Raw genomic sequence first — 17,903 nt, 5'->3', positions numbered from 1 at the left:
GGCACGCTCGTGCTTTCTGTCTCTTTCTGTCTGTCTCATCTTACCATAGAACGATGCACGAAAAAACGGGGTTGCCTCTAAGGGCATCCCCGCTCTGTTCATAGAATCGTATGTGCGATTTCTTCGTACAACAGTTGATCGACTTCATTGCGATCGTTCAACACCGCAACTTTCGGACGATGCGATCTCGCCTCTTCAGCCGTCATCTGACCGTAGGCCATGATGATGACGACATCGCCGACTTGGAAATGGCGGGCCGCTGCCCCGTTTAGGCAGATAACGCCTGAACCGCGCTCACCCTTGATGACGTATGTCTCAATGCGGGCGCCGTTATGGTTGTTCGTGATGTGGACGTGCTCATTTTCCATAATCCCGACCGCGTCCATCAAATCCTCATCGATCGTAATCGAGCCGACGTAGTGTAAATTCGCCTCGGTCACGGTCGCCTTGTGTAGCTTGGCGTGCATAAATGTTCGAATCATTTGATTCACCCTCTCTTCCAAATCGTATTATCAATCAAGCGGGCGCGTTCAAACTGCACCGCCACTGCAATCAACAGTTCTGTCGACGAGTCTGTCACTTGCGAAAGCGTCGGATAGTCTACCAGTTCGACATAGTCGATCGTACTGTTCGGGATGGCCGACAGCCGTTCGACGAGTCGTTCTTGTACCGACGTGATCGCGTCCCCTTCAGTCAACGCGTCACGCGCCTCGATGAGTGCTCGATTGATGTCGCTCGCGTCAATCCGTTCCGTTTCAGACAAGTAGACGTTACGCGACGACTTGGCGAGTCCCGAGTCCTCACGAATGATCGGACAGCGGATAATCTCGACCGGCACGAAATAGTCCCGGACGTATCCCTCGATCAGTGCGACTTGTTGGGCGTCCTTCAAGCCGAAGTAAGCACGCGTCGGCCGCACCAAGTTGAACAGTTTTGAGACGACCGTCAATACACCGTCAAAATGACCGGGCCGGCTGGCGCCGCATAAGACGTCGGCTCCGGTACGCACCGTCACGCGCGCCATATCGAGCGGATACATCGTCGCGGTATCCGGATAAAATAGTACGTCTACCCCCGCTTCTCGCGCCAACTGTTCGTCCCGTTCAAAATCTCTCGGATAACGATCGAGGTCTTCATTCGGCCCAAATTGGGTCGGATTGACGAAGATGCTCATGACGACGCGATCATTCTCGCGTTTGGCCGCCTCGACGAGACTCAAGTGTCCTTCATGCAGGTAACCCATCGTCGGCACAAAGCCGACGGTCAACCCGTCGGACAGAGTTTCACGTAACGACATCGGATCGGTGACGATCCTCATGCTTTGCCACCGTACAACGTGTCGAGCAGCGTCTCGTCCATCGTGAACGTGTGGCGTTCGAGCGGGAACGAGCCGTCTTTCGTCGCTTGGACGTAAGAGCCGATGGCACTCGTCGCGACCGCGTTCACGTCGGCGTACGCCTCGACAAATTTCGGGAGACGGTCGACCCCATACTTCAAGACGTCATGATAGACGAGCACTTGGCCGTCGACGTCGGCACCGGCACCAATCCCGATGACCGGGATGTGAAGCGCTTCGGCGATTTTTTTAGCGAGTTGATGCGGCACACACTCGAGAACGAGCATTTTCGCCCCGACCCGTTCGGCCTCGAGGCTGTCGTTGATCAGTTGCTCGGCATCCTCAAGCGACTTCCCTTGGACTTTATAGCCTTCGAGCACGCCGACCGATTGTGGCGTGAGCCCTAGATGGGCGACACACGGCATGCCGACTTTCGTCAATCGTTCGATCGTCTCGAGCACTTCGCCCGCCCCTTCAAGTTTGATGGCGTCGGCATGTCCGTCTTGGAACAATGTCGCCGCCGCTTGAAGCGTTCGGTCGAAATCACCGTGATACGTCGCGAACGGCATATCGACGACGACGAACGTGTCCTTCGCCCCGCGGCGCACCGCTTTGGCATGGTGGACCATATCATGAATCGTCACCGGGATCGTCGAGTCGTAACCGAGCACGACCATTCCTAGTGAGTCTCCGACAAGAATGATGTCCACTCCCGCCGCTTCGGCCAGTTTCGCCGACGGATAATCGTAAGCGGTCAACATGACCAACTTCTCTTCTTGCTTCATCTTTTTCAATAATGAAGTCATCGTATGCATATGCTCTCCTCCTAAATGTGGAGACAGGAAAGGAAAAACGCCTTCTTACACGATTGGCAAGAAGGCGCACGAAAACGAACTCAAGGTTGAGTGTCCTTCTGTCCCTGTCAAAATGATCAAGGCAGACAATTAACTAAAACGACGGTCTGCAATTCCGGTACACTTCTTGCGATAGCGTCCGACACGTTCATTATAGACCACGAATACGTTTCCATCAATCATTCCAGACTGCGATTTCAGCGGAATAGATGGCTTCGACGGCACCATGACGCTCAAGCAGGAGCGCCCCCTGTTCTGAGATGCCGCGCATGATACCGCGTTTAGACTCCCCCGAGGCGGTCAACGTCACTTCTTCATTCAAATAAGCGGCGTGCTCTAGCCAGTTGTCGCGGACCGGGCCGAACCCGGATTCGAGCAACGCGTCATATTCGGTCTCGAGCTCGGCCAATAGATCGGCGAGCACTTCACTGCGTCGTAACGCGACGCCCGTCTCCAATTTGATCGACGTCGCCCGGTGAACCAGGTCAGTCGGGATCGACTCCGTATTGACGTTCAATCCGAAGCCGAGGATGACGGCTTGGATGCGGTCGCCTTCAGTTTGCATCTCGGTCAAAATCCCGCCGATCTTCTTCCCGTTCACGAGAAGGTCGTTCGGCCATTTGATAAATGCCGGGACGCCTTGTTGCCTTAGCGACCGGGCGAAAGCGCTCGCCGCCATGAGCGTCAGCTTCGACGCTTCCCGAATCGGCAGCGCCGGACGAAGGATGATACTAGCCGCGATATTGACGTGGCTCGGGTTGTGCCAACTGCGCCCAAGTTGGCCGCGCCCTGCCGTCTGTTCTTCGCTGATGACGAGCGTCCCCTCAAGCGCCCCTTTTTGGGCGAGTTCGTGGGCGATGCGCTGCGTCGTGTCGACTTGGTCGTAGGCGTAGACGTGTTGCCCGAACCGGCCGTGCCGGAACGAGACGAACGCCGGTTCATCGAGCCGGTCCGTCCGTCCGAACAGTTGATACCCTTTACGCGGGATCGTTTCGATGTCGTAACCGTCTTGTTTTAACGTCTCGATGTGTTTCCAAATGGCGGTACGTGAAATATTTAATTGGCGGGCCAATTCCTGTCCGCTCCACACCGCCCCGTCTTGGAGCAAGTTTAAGACCTTTCCTCTCGTTGAAGCCACATGACCGCCTCCTCTCGTAACGTTTGTTCCTCGTTAGCTAACTCGCCGAGGACGACGCGCCGTTCGAGGTCGGCGAGCAAGTGCTTGATCCGTGCGCCGCTCGCCCCGACCTGAAGCGCATCGCGACCGTCGAACCGGAGCTCCCGCCGTGACTGGATCGGGAGCACACGTTTCAAGGCGTCGGACGATTCCGTGCTCCCGGTCATCCGCAAATACGTCTCGAGCGTCGCTTGAGACGTCTCATATACGGTGAACGTATCGAGCCCGGAGTCGAACAGGTTGGCCAATACGCCCGCTTCCCGCTTCAAGGCGTTCGAACGCTTCCATGGCGAGAGCCAACGGATGTCTCCGGCGTGATAGACGAATAGCGCCCAGCCTCCGACCGCGTTGATTGGTGCCCGTCTGTCAGCGATAACACGATGGACGAGCTGTTTGGACACGTCCGGTAAGTACTGATGGATGCCGAGCTCGACAAGGTCGGTCAGCGCCCGGCGGTAAGCAGGTCCCGTCATCAACTTCTCGAACTCGATGGCGATGCGTTCCATCGCGATGTCTTGCAATTTGTGGCCGAGCGTCCGCGCCGCGTTCCGCACATCATCAGCGAGCGTGAAGTCGAGCTGGGACATGAACCGAAACGCACGCATGATCCGGAGCGCGTCTTCCCCGAACCGTTCGTACGGGCTCCCGACGGTCCGGATAATCCGCGCCTCGAGGTCAAGCCGGCCGCCGAACAAGTCGACGACGTTGCCGTCATGGAACGCCATCGCGTTCATCGTGAAGTCGCGGCGCAACATGTCCTCTTCGAGCGTGACGCCGAGCGAGACGTGGTCGGGGCGTCGCGAGTCCGAATACGTCCCTTCCGAACGGAACGTCGTCACCTCGAACGGATGATGATCGAGGATGACCGTGACCGTCCCGTGATCGATTCCGGTCGGGACCGATTTCGGGAACAGTTTCATGACGTCTTCCGGGAACAACGACGTCGCGATATCGATGTCGTCGGGAAGCGTGCCGCGCACGTAGTCACGAACGGCACCGCCGACGATGTACGCCTCGCCCCCGTGGTCGTTGATTTTTTTTATGATTTGTTTCGCATACTCCCATTCTGTCATCGGCGCACCACCTGTTCGTATAGTCGTTCATATTGCGTGACGATGTCTTTAGACGCGAACTGTCTCGCTTTCACGAGACCGCCGGCACGCAGTTTCGCATGGAGCGCATCGTCGAGCAAGATCGCTTCGAGCGCGGTCGTGGCCGCTGTGACGTCGCCGCGCGCGACGACAAAACCGTCCACTCCGTCCGTGATCACTTCCGGCAAGCCCCCGGCATCGCTGACGACCGATGGGACGCCTGTCGCTAACGCCTCGAGAGCGACGAGACCGAACGCCTCTTTGTCCGACAACAGAAGATGGACGTCGCTGATCGACAACAACGCCGCGACTTGCTCTTGTTTCCCGGCGAAGATGACACTGTCTTCGAGCGCCATCTCGCTCACGAGTCGACGCATCGCCCCCATGAGCGGTCCGTCACCGACGAGGAGCAACTTCTTGCCCGGGACGCTCATCCGCTGGAACGCCTCGAGCACGAGGTCGATCCGCTTCACTTGTCGGAAGTTCGAGATATGGATGACGACGCGGTCGGCTGCTGACAAGCCGTAACGTTCACGGAGCGACGGCTCGGCTTGCGGCTGATAAACCGATTCGTCGATAAAGTTATGGATGACATCGATCTCAAGGCCTGCATCGATCCGCTCAAGCGTCTCGCGCTTCAAACTGTCGGACACGGCCGTGATCGCGTCCGACTGACGTAAACCGTACAGGATCGCCGGTTTCAACTCTTCATCTTCCCCGAGCACCGTAATATCGGTGCCGTGGAGCGTCGAGACGATCGGCGTCTTACTCTCGGCCATCTCGCGTCCGAGCGCGGCACAAACCGCATGGGGCACCGCATAGTGCGCGTGGATGACGTCGAGGCCGAACGCACGGATGACGCTCGCGATCTTCGAGGCGAGCGTGATATCGTACGGAGGATAGCGGAACACCGAGTACTGGTTGATCTCGACTTGGTGGAACGTGATGTTCGGATGATACGCATTCAACCGGAACGGGATGCTCGACGTGATGAAATGGACGTCGTGCCCCCGGTCGGCGAGTTTCATCCCGAGCTCGGTCGCGAGGATGCCTGAACCTCCGACCGACGGATAACAGAGGACTCCGATACGTAGCTTCATGCGAGCTCACCCGCCTGCGTGACGACGTATGGTTTGACGGTCATGAGCCCTTCGGCGTAGTCCGTGCCGATCAAGCTACCGAAGTGACGGTCGCGCGCGACGACGCGGTCGACGTACGCATCGGTCAATGGTGTGTCGACGCCGTCAACTGGTGTGAATTGACTTGCGTATGACGTCAACGCGTCCACTTTTTTATCGAGCGTCGCCGTGATGTCGATGCAGACGTCCGGTCGCACGTGGGCGTTGATCATGTATTGATAGACGCTGTCCGGACGGTAAGCCGGGACGTCGGACATATATTTGCGAATCCCGGCGTTGAACAGCGCCTCTTCGACGAGACGGGCGCACGCCCCGTGGTCGGGATGGCGGTCGACGCCGTACGGATAGAGCAGATGCGTCGGTCGCTCGGTCCGGATCAAGCGGACGAGCGTTTCAATTTGGTCGGCTGTCCCGAGCAGGCCACGGTCAGGGAAACCGAGATTGATGCGACGGACGCCGAGAATTCTATCGGCTGTTGCCGCTTCCTGTGCCCGCGTGACGACATCGCCGTTCGACGACAGTTCGGCCCGCGTCAAATCGACGTACAGGACTGGGATGCGATCACCCGTCCACTGGGCCGTCATGCCGGCGATGCCGATTTCGATATCGTCCGGATGGGCCCCGATTGCTACTATTTTCATAAAAAATCACCTCTTCTGTGAAAAGTATATCGGACTCACTGTCGAATGTCATATGTTCAGGGTAGGCAATCCACAGGTTTTTCGAGTACGCTTATGGATGGGAGGTAAACCACATGACGGTACAATTACCGATTCGGTTTCGCAATATATTCTTTATTCTCATCGGTTCATTCATTTTTGCATTCGGCGTGTTTCATTTTAACGTCCAAAACAACTTGGCCGAAGGCGGTTTCACCGGGATCACGTTGATTCTGCGCGGCTTGTTCGGTTGGTCGCCATCGATCACGAACTTGGCGCTCAATCTGCCGCTCTTCTTCGTCAGCTACAAGCTGCTCGGGCGGACGACGTTCATCTATACGCTCGTCGGGACGTTCAGCTTTTCGCTCTGGTATGGGCTGATCGCTAAGTACTCGAACCTCGTCATCGATTTGACCGATGACATGGTGCTCGCGAGTTTATTCGCCGGTCTGTTCATCGGCGTCGGTCTCGGCATCATTTTCAACAACGGCGGGACGACCGGGGGCATCGATATTATCGCTCGCCTCGTCCAACGTTACGTCGGTTGGTCGATCGGCAAGACGTTCCTCGTGTTCGACTTTTTCGTCATCGTCCTCAGTTTGACGTATCTCGACATCCGCGAGGCGATGTATACGCTCCTTGCCGTCTATATCGGCGCCCGCGTCATCGATTCGATGCAGGAAGGCACATATGCCGGTAAGGCCGCGATGATTATCAGCGACCACCGGACCGCCATCGCCGACGGCATCCACGCGACGATGAACCGCGGGACGACCCGTCTGCTCGCGAAAGGCGGCTATTCGAATAAAGAGCTCGAAGTGATTTACGTCGTCGTCGGACGCAACGAGGTCAACCGCCTCAAGACGATCGTCAAACAGATCGACCCGCACGCTTTCGTCACGTTCCATCACGTATACGAAGTCGGCGGCGAAGGGTTCACGTTCGACGAGAATCGAGTTCCTTTGAAATAAATCACACCAAATTTGAAGCTAAGTTGTGTTTCTCTTCTCCTTATTGGACGAGATATAGTTCATCCATAGTTCTCCATATAGCGCACACCAATTGCTGCGCGGTAGGATAGTATGGTGGTCTACACATTTCAGAGGGAGGTTATATTTTGAAAAGACACGCTCGTTGTATGAAGTTGTATGTTTCTAATATGATCTTTGGTAATCCAGTATGATGAAAAAAGCGATCTTTATCTCCTCACTATTTGTAATATTGGTCTTAGTGTTTACGACTTATGTATTTATGGATAGCTCGGTGATCTCCGTGACTGAGAAAGTAAAGGTTACTACGAAAGACCAGTCTGAGACAGAGCAATGGATCATACTCGCAAACGAGAAGAAAGTTTACATTGCTGACGTTAGTATATGGGCTTTACTGAACGAAAATGAAGAGTATATTATCTCTTACGAGTCTAAGAAAAACTCAGATAAGAAAATATTAACCTCAGTTGTTCCACGCGACTTCAATGGACAATTTTAGTTTTCGAAGACATGTTAAACTCACCACGACTTGAAATAAGATTGAGTCATCACCTAATAAATTGATAAGAAAGAGGCCACCTAGAGCGACTTGTTTGCTCCAGGTGGCCTCTTCTCATTGGAAAAAAACCGGCTCGTTCTGTCTCCACTTCGTTTTATCATCGTTCGATCCGTTTAATTTCAAAGTAAAGGGCACCGCCCGGCGAATCGATACTAGCGGTCTCCCCGACTCGTTTTCCGATCAAGCCGCTTCCGAGCGGGGACGAGACCGAGATCGTCCCGTTCGCCAAATCAGCCTCGAGCTCACCGACGATCCGATACGTCTCGTCCTCACCGTCCGGCAGTTCCCTGATCCATACCTCCACTCCGAAACCGACGCGATCCGTTGGCGCATCATCCTCGATCATCGCGTCGGCAAGCACGCGCTCGAGTTCAACAATTTTCGCCTCGATGCGCTCTTGTTCCCGGACCGCCTCAAAGTACGTCACGTCTTCTCTAAAGTCACAAAATTTGCGCGCCATCTTCACTCGTTCGAGCGCCTCGCTCCGGCCGCTTCCGCGGAGCGACTCGAGCTGTTCGATGAGACGAAGACGGCCTGACTTCGTCAACTGTGGTTTTGCCATACAATTCCCCTCCTCATACAAAAAAATCCCGTCAGTCGACGGGATCGATTCTATTCATCGCGTGGCATAAAGACGATCAGTGCGAGACGGATCAGTTCGGCAACCGCGACAAGTGTCGCTGCGACATAAGTCCAAGCAGCCGCGTTCAACACTTTACGGGCACCTGACTCTTCCGTCGCGGTCACGATCCCGTGGCTCGTCAGTTCGGCCATGGCGCGTTTCGAGGCGTCAAATTCGACCGGGAGCGTGACGAGTTGGAACAAGACCGCCCCGAGCATCATGACGACACCGAGCTGGGCAAGTCCCATCGCACCTAAGAGGAAACCTCCTATGAGCAGCGGGAACGACAAGTTTGACGTGATGTTCACGACCGGCACGAGCCGATGGCGGACACGCATCATCTTATAGTCCGTCGCGTCTTGGACGACGTGACCGATCTCATGGGCCGCGATCGCTGCCGACGAGATCGTTGATCCTTGATACACTTCGCGCGACAAGCGGACGACTTTATGCGTCGGGTCGTAATGGTCACTCATCAAACCGTCGACCATCTCGATGCGGACATCGTGCACACCGTTTTGTTTCATGATGAAGTCAGCGACTTGAGCGCCGGTGACACCGCTTTGAAGTGGTTGTTGTAAAAACTTTTTGTACGTACTTTTCACTCGCATCTGGGCCCATAACGGGATGAGCATGATCAGCGCGAGATAGAAAATATAGCCACCTAATGACATTTTCTATATCACCTCTGCGTATATTTGATATCTCGATTTTACATTCTTATGAACTTATTATCAAGCGAAGCGCGCAGGATGAGTCGGTATCCCACAAAAAAACATATTCCCGTCAACCAGAACGACCCGTAGCCGATCCACATAATATGCTCGGCGAGCGACGGATAACGCGGCCATTGTCCGAGCACGTAGTCGACGACGTCGTTATGGATGACCCAGATGAGCGTCAAGACGAACGACGACACGGTCCAACGCATGAACGGGGCGTATAGAAACGCCTGGACCGCCATCGCACCGTGAGACAGCATGAGTATGACGGCCATGAGCACGATGAACGTATCCGCGTCGTCTCCTAGCTTCATGAGGAACATGACGTTCATGACGACGGCCCAGACCCCGTATTTGACGAGTGTGATGAAGGCGAGTGTCTCGATGAGCGGTGAGCTTTTCTTGAGCAGCCACAGCGCCAGGACGATTGTGAAAAATAGTGACGCCGTCGGGCTGTCCGGTACGAACGGCCAATAGATGAGCGGCGTGTCGCGAAGCTGTGGTTCATACCAGACGTATCCGTAAATCGTGCCGAGCAGATTGACGATGAAGAGGAATGTTAAAACGGCTTTATGTTTTAGAAAGGGAAGCCACATCGTATAGTTCATGAAATCATTCCGTCCTTTTTTTCTTTATTGTAGCTTGCGTGACCGATAAGTAAAAGAGTGTAGCCCATAGGGGACTACACTCGATTGCTTACTGGTTATTTTCGCCGCCTTCACCGTATGAGGCGAGGAACTCGGACATGGCTTGGAGGTCTTCATCCGAACCGTCCCACTGACCGGCCGGCATCGTGCCGACACCGTTGACCGCGATCTCCGCGATCTCTTCAGCCGTGTAGGCCGTTCCGATGAGTCCTGGAGCTGCCGCCCCGCCCTCGAGGTTTTGACCGTGACAGTTCACACAAGACTGGGCTGCATAAATCTCATAGCCAGGTGCGGCTGTGTCGATTTCCGGACCTTCACCCGGTACGACTAAGATTCCTTGCTCATGAACTTGATCCCAATGCGTCGTTTGAACAGATTCCCACGTCAAGTACATGATCGAGAGAATCCCGAGCAGCATGAAGCTGATCGCGACCGGTCGTTTGGCCGGCCTGCGCTCGATTCCTTGGTCGAGCCACGGTGCGATCAAGAGCGCCGTGAACGCGACCCCAGGCAAGATGACCGTTCCAAGAAGGATCCAGTCCCCCGCCGCGAATTGATACTTGAGCAATTGATACAAGAACAAGAAATACCAGTCCGGTAACGGAATGTATGACGTGTTCGTTGGATCGGCGATGTTTTGGAGCGGTGCTGCCTCGACGATCGTCAAGGCGATGAATCCGATCAAGAAGACCGAACCGACCATCCACTCTTTAAGCAAGAAGTTCGGCCAGAACGCTTCTGTGCGTCCTGGATATTCAGAATAGTCTTTTGCAATATTTTGTTTCCGATTCCCGATTCCTACTCGAGAGTCGGTTACAAATTTCATCCCTTTACCGCGATGCATATCGTTTCTCCTCCTTTTTGTCTTCGAATCGGCTTATAGCGGTCCAGATATTCCTTGTTTACGAATCATCAGGAAGTGGGCTCCGAGGAGTCCGAACAAGGCCGCCGGTAAGAAGAAGACGTGAATGGCGAAGAAGTTCGTGAGCGTCCGTGCCCCGACGATCTCACCACCGGCGAGAAGGGTCTTGGCGATTCCACCAATGACAGGAACACTTTCGGCAATTTGAAGCGTAACTTTCGTTGCGAACAACGCTTTCATATCCCAAGGTAACAAGTAACCTGTAAGACCGAGCGCCAAGACGACGAAGAACAAGAGGACTCCGACGACCCAGTTGAGTTCGCGTGGTTTCTTATACGATCCGGTGAAGAACACACGGAGCGTGTGTAAGAACAACATGACGATCGCGACCGATGCGCCCCAATGGTGCATCCCACGAACGATTTGTCCGTGTGCGATTTCGTTCTGTAAGTAATACACCGATGCGTGGGCATTGATGATATCTGGAACGTAGTACATCGTCAAGAACATCCCTGACAGAATTTGAATCACGACCGTGAAAAATGTCAGACCGCCGAAGCAATAAACAAATGCTGAAAAGTGATGGGCAGGGTTGACGTGTTCCGGTACTTCATGGTCAGCGATGTCGCGCCATAACGGCGTGATGTCGACGCGTTCATCGACCCAATCATAAATTTTTTGTAACATCGACTATTTCCCCCTCTCACAACTGTGCGACTGGACTGCCCAAGTATAGGAAGCCGTCTTTTTCTTCTTTTTCATAGCGTGCCAGCGGTGATGTCGGAGGTGTACCCGGAATGTTCGTTCCGTCTTTTTCGTAACGCCCGAAGTGACACGGACAGAAAAATTCTGACGGTCTTGTCGGATCTCCACCATAACCTACTTGACAGCCAAGATGCGTACAGATAGGAGAGAGTGCGATTACTTCACCGTTCTCGTCTTTGAACACCCATGCTGAAAGTGTTTCTTCAAATTCATACCAAGCGTCTTGCGTTTGTTTTTTAAAGTCGACACGTTGCGGCTCAGTCGTGATGTCGTCAAGACTCATGACCTTCACTTTGTCGCCCGCACCCGATTTTTTCAAGACCGGATCGATCGCAAAGTTGACCATCGGACTGATCAATGTTGCCGCCATAAAGCCACCTACACCAGTTAACGTATACGTTAAGAACTGACGGCGCGTGACTTTTGACCCATTTTGAGCCATTTGGTTCCCCCCTCATTCGTGTGCATAACCCCATAATTCTTTATGCATTCTTCACAAAAATTTCTCACTCACCAAAATAGTATATCAATAAAACCTCTACGTCAACCGCTTCATGTCGCCATCCAACGGCCCGAAAGCTCTGTAATGACTTGCGTCGCAAAATTTTGGACCATCGTGTGCGACTGCTCCCCCGACATGCCTTTCAAGGCAAGCGGCGGAACGAATATGACCGGTAACTCGAACGCTTTGAAGCGAACGTCTGAAGAGATGAACAACACGTGGGCAAACCCGGCCGTCGTTGCTTTTGTCATGACTGCGCATGCAAATTCGTACCCGGCCTCGACATCGAGATAGCTAAGCGTCGGATTCAGCATCGTCCGTCCAGACAGCTGTCGTTCGGTTTCAAGCGCCACCGCTTGGACGACCTCGTAGCTTTCGGCTTTACGCACCATCTCCTCATCAAACGCCAGTTCGACGAGTGGGACGATGAGCGTATCGACGTATTGGCGTTCGGTCAGCGATTTCAACGCATCCATGCCATCGAACCTCATCTTCCTCCTCCTCTCTTTAGAAGACATACATCATCATGTCCATTGTAGCGTACCTACATTCGCTTCCTCTCGAAAGTTATGAACGAAATGTGAAATTATTGTGTATTCCTACGTCATTAATATACCAAAAAACAAGCGCTTTCCATAACGGAAGCGCTTGTTTTTCCTAAAATAATTTCGATGCTCTCACTTGATGAAGTTTGCTCGTCAAATTACGAAACAGCTTCTCGTCCCGGCGATCAAGCGCCTCGTCGATCTCGACGAGCAGACGCTCTTCCTCGAACTGGGCGACCGATGCTCGAATGACCGTCTGGGCCGAGTTCGTCACTTCGTCTTTAATCTCGGCGACAGGCTCAAACGGATTGAGCTCGACGATGTCGATCCAACTCTCATCAATCATCATCCCTTGAAAGTTTAGTTCGACATAAATCGTCCCGTCGTGGAGCCGAATGTCATGGTACGCCTTTTCCGGATTGACCGTGATGAGGTCACCTCGTCGGTAACGGAACGGTTCCCCTTCGAAGCCGTACGCCGTCATGACGAGGCTGCGCGGTGAAACCGAGGCGTTCGTCACGAAATGAACGTTCCCAAGTTTTTCAGGATGTCTAAGCCAATAATCAATGATCCATTTGGCCTCTCGCTTACGAAGCGTATGATGAGCGAGGAATCGCTTTAAAAAATTCTTTTTCCGCTCGACCATATGACCCCATCTCCTTTATATTGATTAATCGCGATCCGTCAACAAGTCGATCCGCTCTTCGAGAATTTGGCGGTCGATCATATCCACGGTGAGCGCAAGCGTTTGCTCGAGCACACGCTGCGCCTTGTCACGCTGTCCTTCTTCTACCAATAGTGTAGCCCATTCAGTCGAAAATGACACGTCCTCTTTATAAACTTGTTCGATCGATGTGTATAGATTGACGGCCTGCTCATAGTCCTCGAGTTCATAGGCGGCTTTCGCCTTGTACCACGTCATGAGCGTCGACGTCGAGTGCTCCTCGAGCGCATCGATCGTCTCGAGCACGGCTTCCATGTCTCCCGCTTCGAACAAGATTGACAACAGCAGTTCGGTCGCTTGAAGCGATTCCGGGTTCAAGGCGAGCGCTTCGCGGAGTTCATTGACCGCTTCGTCTGTGCGGCCTTGCTTCAAGAACAGCTTCGCTTTGACAGTGCGCAGCTCATCGTTATAGTCGTCACGGTCGATCCCTTGATCGATCACTTCGAGCGCTTCATCGATGCGACCGAGTTCCTCGAGTGCTTCCGTATACGGCAAGTAAAGCGATGTGAAGTCAGGGTCCATCAAGCGGAGCTCTTCGAACTGTTTGATGGCGACCTCATCACGTCCGATGCGGTGGGCCGTCATCGCATGTCCGAACACGGTGTTCAGATTGCGGTTCTCTGTCTTCTCGAATTCATCGAGCGCTTCTTCAAACGAGCCGATCATCGTCAGTGCTTCAGCGTAATCGGCTTGATAATCGAGTTCTTCGGGTAATCGCAAGTGCGGTAAGCGAGCATAGAGCGGTACCGCCTGTTCAAACGAACCGATCGAGGCGTATAGTTCGGCCAGCCCATAGACGAGCAGCGGCTCGTCCGGATTCGCCTGTAACGCTTCCATCAATTTCTTGACCGCGACTTCGTCAAGTCCTTGCGATTGATACAAATCAGCTAATAAGACGAGACTTCTCATGTGCGCCTCTTTGTCGCTCGCATCGATCGTTTCAAGGACGGCGATCGCTTCTTCTTCCCGGTCGCTGTCGAGATACGCTTCAGCGAGCGACAGCGCCACGTGCGGGTTGCCCGCGTAGTCGACATACAGTGCTGCTAGTAAATTCACAGCCCGGTCGGCGAGGCCCAGTTCGAGATATAGGTCGGCAATCGCCAACCGATCTTCGTCCGAACCTTCTGTCTCAAGCGCTTCAAGGTGCGCCAAGGCGTGCTCGGTCTCACCTTTTTCGAGCATCTCGATTATATGGTTTAATACTGATTCGTCTAACATAATTAATTTCCTCCTACCACTTTCAGGTATTGCCGTTATTCTATCTCACGACCGAGCCGTTGTAAATCGTCACGAAAATGAGGGTAACTGATTTCAGAGGCTTCGATCCCGTCGATGACGACGGGTTCGTCGATCAGTAAAGCTGCCACTTGTAGCATCATCGATAGACGATGGTCCGCATGCGAGGACACATGACCAGCCTGAAGCCGGCTCGGGAAAACGCTGAACCCGTCTTCGGTCTCGCGGATATCGACACCGAGCGCCGCGAGCTCGCTCGCGACCGTCTTGATCCGATCGGTCTCTTTCACACGCAGTTCACCCGCATCCTTTACGACTGACGGGCTCGACGCCTGCGACGCGACGAGAGCGAAGAGTGGGAGTTCATCGATTTGTCGTGGGATGGCCTCGCCTTCGAGCGTCACCCCTTGAAGTTCGCTCGTCGTCACCGTCACATCTCCGACCGTCTCTTCCCCGAGTGGTCGCAGCCGAGTGATCTCGACGTTCGCTCCCATACGCTCAAGTGTTCGTAAAAAGCCGATTCTCGTCTCGTTCAAACAGACGTCGGTCGTCGTCACGCGGCTGTTTGGGACGATGGCGGCCCCGGCCCAGAAGAAAGCAGCCGACGACGGGTCGGCTGGCACGTCGACTGTCGCCCCGTCGAGGTGACTTGACGATAGCCGGATCGTCCGCACGCCATCTTCGTTCGTGATCTCGACTCGTCCACCAAACAGCGGCAGCATCCGTTCCGTATGGTCGCGTGACAGCATCGGTTCCCGGACAATCGTCGTCCCGTCAGCGCGAAGACCGGCCAATAGGATAGCCGACTTCACTTGCGCGCTCGCGACCGGTAACGTGTAATCGATCCCGCTCAAGCGCCGCCCCTTGATCCGAACAGGGGCGAATTCGCCGTCGATGTCGGCCCCCATCTGTCGAAGCGGTTCGGTGATGCGACGCATCGGCCGTTTCGAGAGCGAGTCGTCTCCGACGAGCGTGAACTCACCCGAATATCCGGAGACGAGACCCGAGAGCAGGCGCATCGTCGTCCCCGAATTCCCGCAGTCAAGCGTGGCCGGAACGACTGACGCGACACCTTCGATCCGGAGCCGCTCGTCGAGTTCTTCGACGCTTGCCCCGAGACTACGGACCGCATCGATCGTCGAACGGCAATCTGCCCCAAGGAGCGGATTCATGACGACCGTCTCCCCGCTCGCTATCGCACCGAATAAGATCGCGCGGTGCGTGATCGACTTATCACTCGGTACGCGAATCAATCCATTCAACCCCATCAGAACCACCCTTTCAACTGTATGTATGCTTCAGCAAGCCGCTCGGACGGCACCGCCTCAACGGTAGCCGCTTCACCGAGCAACACGAAACGGACTTGTCCATCCCGATTTTTCTTATCGAGCCCCATCACCGTCAAATACGTCTTGAACGGTTTCCATTCAACCGGGCTGACGCGGCGCGCCCGCATCCAAGCGGCGAGCTTACTGGCCCGATCCGTGTCTCCTCCGACGAGAAAGGCGTATACCATGCCGTACAGCACCGCCTCCCCGTGTGACAGTCGATACCGTTCGACCGACTCTAAAGCGTGCCCGAACGTATGACCAAAATTGAGCCACGCCCGGACACCGTGTTCCCGTTCGTCTGCCTCGACGACGACACGTTTCACTTCAATCCCGCGCGCAAGCCACATTTCCCAGTCTAGCGTACCAACTGACAACGCCTGAAACAGTTCGTCCTCGAATGAAGTAGCGAGGACGTAACGTGACAAGTAAGCATGTTTAATCAACTCACCGAGCCCGCTCAAGACGTCACGATTGCTCAGCGTCTCGAGACGGGACACGTTATAATGCACACCGATCGGTTGATAAAACGCACCGATCGCATTTTTAGACAGCGGGTGGTTGACGGCGACTTTGCCACCGATCGCTGAATCATGGGCGAGCACCGTCGTCGGTACTTGGATGTAACGGACCCCTCGCATATACACACTCGCAAGAAAACCGGCCAAGTCCCCGATCATGCCCCCGCCAAAAGCGACGATGAGCGTGTCGCGGTCACAACGTGCGGTCAACCCATCTGTCACGAGTTTTTCAACGGTCTCGAGTGATTTCGAGCCGTCACCCGGCGTGACGACCGACCAAACGATCTGCGGATGGATGCCGGCTAAACGTTGTTTGAACACCTTACCGTGTAGCGCATCCACCGTCCGGTCTGTAATGACCCATACCGTCGAGCAGGCCGGGAAATAATCCACGCGGTCCAACCAGGCGTCGCTGTGTTCAATCGACACGTCATAAGGGACTGATGCGTCAACATGAATCGTCACCACGACCGGATTTCCTCACGATACGACTCGACCCGCGACTGAATTCGTTTGACGGTGTCGTGTCCGAACGTCTCACACAACTCACGCGCGAGTTCGAACGCGACGACCGCCTCGACGACAAGTGACGCAGCCGGGACAGCACAAGCGTCACTTCGTTCGATTTGAGCGAGGAACGGCTGTTTCGTATCGATATCGACCGATTGCAACGGTTTGTAGAGCGTCGGAATCGGCTTCATCACGGCACTGCAGACGATCGGCATCCCGGTCGTCATCCCTCCTTCAAAACCGCCTAGATGGTTGCTCAGTCTCGTATACCCGGACTCGTCATAGGCGATCGGGTCCATCACTTCCGATCCTGGACGGTACGCCATGTCAAATCCATCGCCAAAGGCAACCCCTTTGATGGCGTTGACGCTCATGACGGCGCGAGCGATGGCCGCATCGAGCTTGCGATCATATTGGACGTAAGAACCCAACCCTGGGATGACGCCATGCACTTCGGTGCAGACGACGCCGCCAAGTGAATCTCCGGCCGCTTTCGCTTCATCAATCAAACGCATCATCGCTTCACCGGACGTTTCGTCAGTCGTGCGTACGGGTGACGCCTCGATGACGGTCCGTAGTTCTTCGAGTGCTGCGTAGTGCTTCGGCGCGGACTCGATGCCGCCGATCACTTTCACATAGCTGACGAGCGACATGCCGACTGCGTCGAGCAACTGTTTGCTGAGCGCACCGACAGCGACGCGGGCCGCCGTCTCGCGGGCACTCGAACGTTCGAGCACGTCCCGAAGGTCTCGGTGGTCATACTTAAGACCGCCGACAAGGTCAGCATGTCCCGGACGAGGCCGAACGACCCGGCGCTTGATTTCAAACTCGTCGTCGACCGGCTCTGCCTGCATGACGTTCCGCCAATGCGCATGGTCTTTGTTTTCAATCCAAAACGAAACAGGGGCTCCGGTCGTCATCCCATGACGAACCCCAGCCCTCACCTCGATTTTGTCTGATTCAATTTGCATTCGGCGTCCACGGCCATAGCCCGACTGACGTTTCGCCAACTCGCCGTTGATTGCCTCGACGTCGACGCTTAAGCCGGCCGGGACTCCTTCGATGATGACGGTCAATCCCGGTCCGTGTGACTCTCCCGCTGTCAAATAACGCAT

General features: G+C 54.7%; 20 protein-coding genes. 1 reads left to right on the top strand and 19 read right to left on the bottom strand.

Annotated elements, in window-relative coordinates; all coding sequences use genetic code 11:
• Positions 1 to 98 precede the first annotated feature (98 nt).
• The 7 genes from panD to bshB1 form a co-directional block, all read right to left on the bottom strand.
• Entirely contained in the window at positions 99 to 482 is a 384-nt protein-coding gene (gene panD, locus EVJ20_RS02545; RefSeq protein WP_070327414.1) for an aspartate 1-decarboxylase, read from the bottom strand.
• Positions 483 to 487: 5 nt separating this feature from the next.
• Positions 488 to 1,318, bottom strand: coding sequence for a pantoate--beta-alanine ligase (panC, locus tag EVJ20_RS02540; protein WP_070327415.1), 831 nt, complete (start codon positions 1,316 to 1,318; stop codon positions 488 to 490).
• Complete coding sequence (gene panB / locus EVJ20_RS02535) at positions 1,315 to 2,151, bottom strand: 3-methyl-2-oxobutanoate hydroxymethyltransferase (protein ID WP_070327416.1); 837 nt, start codon at positions 2,149 to 2,151, stop codon at positions 1,315 to 1,317. The genes panC and panB overlap by 4 nt, the downstream gene beginning before the upstream one ends.
• A gap of 214 nt (positions 2,152 to 2,365) precedes the next feature.
• The gene (locus tag EVJ20_RS02530) at positions 2,366 to 3,328 is read right to left on the bottom strand and encodes a biotin--[acetyl-CoA-carboxylase] ligase (RefSeq protein WP_131465220.1); all 963 of its coding nucleotides are present in this window, start codon (positions 3,326 to 3,328) and stop codon (positions 2,366 to 2,368) included.
• Positions 3,301 to 4,440, bottom strand: a complete 1,140-nt coding sequence (locus tag EVJ20_RS02525; protein WP_070327418.1) for a CCA tRNA nucleotidyltransferase — start codon at positions 4,438 to 4,440, stop codon at positions 3,301 to 3,303. The genes EVJ20_RS02530 and EVJ20_RS02525 overlap by 28 nt, the downstream gene beginning before the upstream one ends.
• Positions 4,437 to 5,558 carry an N-acetyl-alpha-D-glucosaminyl L-malate synthase BshA gene (gene bshA / locus EVJ20_RS02520; RefSeq protein ID WP_131489819.1) on the bottom strand — a complete coding sequence of 374 codons (1,122 nt, stop codon included), beginning with the start codon at positions 5,556 to 5,558 and terminating at the stop codon, positions 4,437 to 4,439. The genes EVJ20_RS02525 and bshA overlap by 4 nt, the downstream gene beginning before the upstream one ends.
• A complete protein-coding gene (bshB1, locus tag EVJ20_RS02515) occupies positions 5,555 to 6,238 on the bottom strand; it encodes a bacillithiol biosynthesis deacetylase BshB1 (protein WP_131465226.1) in 684 nt (227 codons plus the stop codon). Before bshB1 ends, bshA begins: the two co-directional genes overlap by 4 nt.
• A gap of 113 nt (positions 6,239 to 6,351) precedes the next feature.
• On the opposite strand from bshB1, the gene EVJ20_RS02510 reads away from it, so the two are divergent.
• Positions 6,352 to 7,227, top strand: a complete 876-nt coding sequence (locus EVJ20_RS02510) for a YitT family protein (protein ID WP_016509982.1) — start codon at positions 6,352 to 6,354, stop codon at positions 7,225 to 7,227.
• Between the two features lie 674 nt (positions 7,228 to 7,901).
• Here EVJ20_RS02510 and EVJ20_RS02505 read toward each other — a convergent pair.
• From EVJ20_RS02505 to aroC, 12 genes are all read right to left on the bottom strand, one after another.
• Positions 7,902 to 8,366 carry a GreA/GreB family elongation factor gene (locus EVJ20_RS02505; RefSeq protein WP_131506969.1) on the bottom strand — a complete coding sequence of 155 codons (465 nt, stop codon included), beginning with the start codon at positions 8,364 to 8,366 and terminating at the stop codon, positions 7,902 to 7,904.
• 50 nt (positions 8,367 to 8,416) lie between these two features.
• Positions 8,417 to 9,100: a zinc metallopeptidase gene (locus EVJ20_RS02500; protein WP_070327422.1), complete on the bottom strand. Its 684-nt coding sequence runs from the start codon at positions 9,098 to 9,100 to the stop codon at positions 8,417 to 8,419.
• Between the two features lie 38 nt (positions 9,101 to 9,138).
• On the bottom strand, positions 9,139 to 9,756 hold the full coding sequence (locus EVJ20_RS02495) for a DUF1405 domain-containing protein (RefSeq protein WP_131506967.1): 618 nt from the start codon (positions 9,754 to 9,756) through the stop codon (positions 9,139 to 9,141).
• Positions 9,757 to 9,844: 88 nt separating this feature from the next.
• Positions 9,845 to 10,639 (bottom strand): menaquinol-cytochrome c reductase cytochrome b/c subunit, encoded by a 795-nt coding sequence (locus tag EVJ20_RS02490; RefSeq protein ID WP_070327424.1) that lies wholly within the window; start codon positions 10,637 to 10,639, stop codon positions 9,845 to 9,847.
• A gap of 33 nt (positions 10,640 to 10,672) precedes the next feature.
• Positions 10,673 to 11,344 (bottom strand): menaquinol-cytochrome c reductase cytochrome b subunit, encoded by a 672-nt coding sequence (qcrB, locus tag EVJ20_RS02485; RefSeq protein ID WP_016509980.1) that lies wholly within the window; start codon positions 11,342 to 11,344, stop codon positions 10,673 to 10,675.
• Between the two features lie 16 nt (positions 11,345 to 11,360).
• Positions 11,361 to 11,864, bottom strand: coding sequence for a QcrA and Rieske domain-containing protein (locus tag EVJ20_RS02480; protein ID WP_131465232.1), 504 nt, complete (start codon positions 11,862 to 11,864; stop codon positions 11,361 to 11,363).
• 110 nt (positions 11,865 to 11,974) lie between these two features.
• Complete coding sequence (locus EVJ20_RS02475) at positions 11,975 to 12,415, bottom strand: DUF2487 family protein (protein WP_236633388.1); 441 nt, start codon at positions 12,413 to 12,415, stop codon at positions 11,975 to 11,977.
• A 166-nt stretch (positions 12,416 to 12,581) separates the two neighbouring features.
• Positions 12,582 to 13,115: a ReoY family proteolytic degradation factor gene (locus EVJ20_RS02470; protein ID WP_016509965.1), complete on the bottom strand. Its 534-nt coding sequence runs from the start codon at positions 13,113 to 13,115 to the stop codon at positions 12,582 to 12,584.
• Between the two features lie 24 nt (positions 13,116 to 13,139).
• Positions 13,140 to 14,411: a tetratricopeptide repeat protein gene (locus EVJ20_RS02465; protein WP_070327427.1), complete on the bottom strand. Its 1,272-nt coding sequence runs from the start codon at positions 14,409 to 14,411 to the stop codon at positions 13,140 to 13,142.
• A gap of 35 nt (positions 14,412 to 14,446) precedes the next feature.
• Positions 14,447 to 15,697 (bottom strand): 3-phosphoshikimate 1-carboxyvinyltransferase, encoded by a 1,251-nt coding sequence (gene aroA, locus EVJ20_RS02460; RefSeq protein WP_131489822.1) that lies wholly within the window; start codon positions 15,695 to 15,697, stop codon positions 14,447 to 14,449.
• Positions 15,697 to 16,746, bottom strand: coding sequence for a 3-dehydroquinate synthase (locus EVJ20_RS02455; protein ID WP_131506965.1), 1,050 nt, complete (start codon positions 16,744 to 16,746; stop codon positions 15,697 to 15,699). The genes aroA and EVJ20_RS02455 overlap by 1 nt, the downstream gene beginning before the upstream one ends.
• Positions 16,740 to 17,903 carry a chorismate synthase gene (gene aroC, locus EVJ20_RS02450; protein ID WP_131465238.1) on the bottom strand — a complete coding sequence of 388 codons (1,164 nt, stop codon included), beginning with the start codon at positions 17,901 to 17,903 and terminating at the stop codon, positions 16,740 to 16,742. The genes EVJ20_RS02455 and aroC overlap by 7 nt, the downstream gene beginning before the upstream one ends.

It is taken from the genome of Exiguobacterium sp. SH0S1, from assembly GCF_004337165.1.
Classification (GTDB): domain Bacteria; phylum Bacillota; class Bacilli; order Exiguobacteriales; family Exiguobacteriaceae; genus Exiguobacterium; species Exiguobacterium aurantiacum_A.
The sequence above is the reverse complement of the archived record's forward strand: the minus strand, read 5'-3'. Positions and strand labels throughout refer to the sequence as shown.

Bases quoted from the DNA above. Each gene is read 5' to 3' on its own strand.
- panD (WP_070327414.1), bottom strand. From the start codon at position 482: ATGATTCGAACATTTATGCACGCCAAGCTACACAAGGCGACCGTGACC.
- EVJ20_RS02490 (WP_070327424.1), bottom strand. From the start codon at position 10,639: ATGCATCGCGGTAAAGGGATGAAATTTGTAACCGACTCTCGAGTAGGA.
- aroC (WP_131465238.1), bottom strand. From the start codon at position 17,903: ATGCGTTATTTGACAGCGGGAGAGTCACACGGACCGGGATTGACCGTC.
- bshA (WP_131489819.1), bottom strand. From the start codon at position 5,558: ATGAAGCTACGTATCGGAGTCCTCTGTTATCCGTCGGTCGGAGGTTCA.
- EVJ20_RS02495 (WP_131506967.1), bottom strand. From the start codon at position 9,756: ATGAACTATACGATGTGGCTTCCCTTTCTAAAACATAAAGCCGTTTTA.
- EVJ20_RS02465 (WP_070327427.1), bottom strand. From the start codon at position 14,411: ATGTTAGACGAATCAGTATTAAACCATATAATCGAGATGCTCGAAAAA.
- aroA (WP_131489822.1), bottom strand. From the start codon at position 15,697: ATGGGGTTGAATGGATTGATTCGCGTACCGAGTGATAAGTCGATCACG.
- panB (WP_070327416.1), bottom strand. From the start codon at position 2,151: ATGCATACGATGACTTCATTATTGAAAAAGATGAAGCAAGAAGAGAAG.
- EVJ20_RS02500 (WP_070327422.1), bottom strand. From the start codon at position 9,100: ATGTCATTAGGTGGCTATATTTTCTATCTCGCGCTGATCATGCTCATC.
- EVJ20_RS02510 (WP_016509982.1), top strand. From the start codon at position 6,352: ATGACGGTACAATTACCGATTCGGTTTCGCAATATATTCTTTATTCTC.
- bshB1 (WP_131465226.1), bottom strand. From the start codon at position 6,238: ATGAAAATAGTAGCAATCGGGGCCCATCCGGACGATATCGAAATCGGC.
- EVJ20_RS02505 (WP_131506969.1), bottom strand. From the start codon at position 8,366: ATGGCAAAACCACAGTTGACGAAGTCAGGCCGTCTTCGTCTCATCGAA.
- EVJ20_RS02525 (WP_070327418.1), bottom strand. From the start codon at position 4,440: ATGACAGAATGGGAGTATGCGAAACAAATCATAAAAAAAATCAACGAC.
- qcrB (WP_016509980.1), bottom strand. From the start codon at position 11,344: ATGTTACAAAAAATTTATGATTGGGTCGATGAACGCGTCGACATCACG.
- EVJ20_RS02480 (WP_131465232.1), bottom strand. From the start codon at position 11,864: ATGGCTCAAAATGGGTCAAAAGTCACGCGCCGTCAGTTCTTAACGTAT.
- EVJ20_RS02470 (WP_016509965.1), bottom strand. From the start codon at position 13,115: ATGGTCGAGCGGAAAAAGAATTTTTTAAAGCGATTCCTCGCTCATCAT.
- EVJ20_RS02475 (WP_236633388.1), bottom strand. From the start codon at position 12,415: ATGAGGTTCGATGGCATGGATGCGTTGAAATCGCTGACCGAACGCCAA.
- panC (WP_070327415.1), bottom strand. From the start codon at position 1,318: ATGAGGATCGTCACCGATCCGATGTCGTTACGTGAAACTCTGTCCGAC.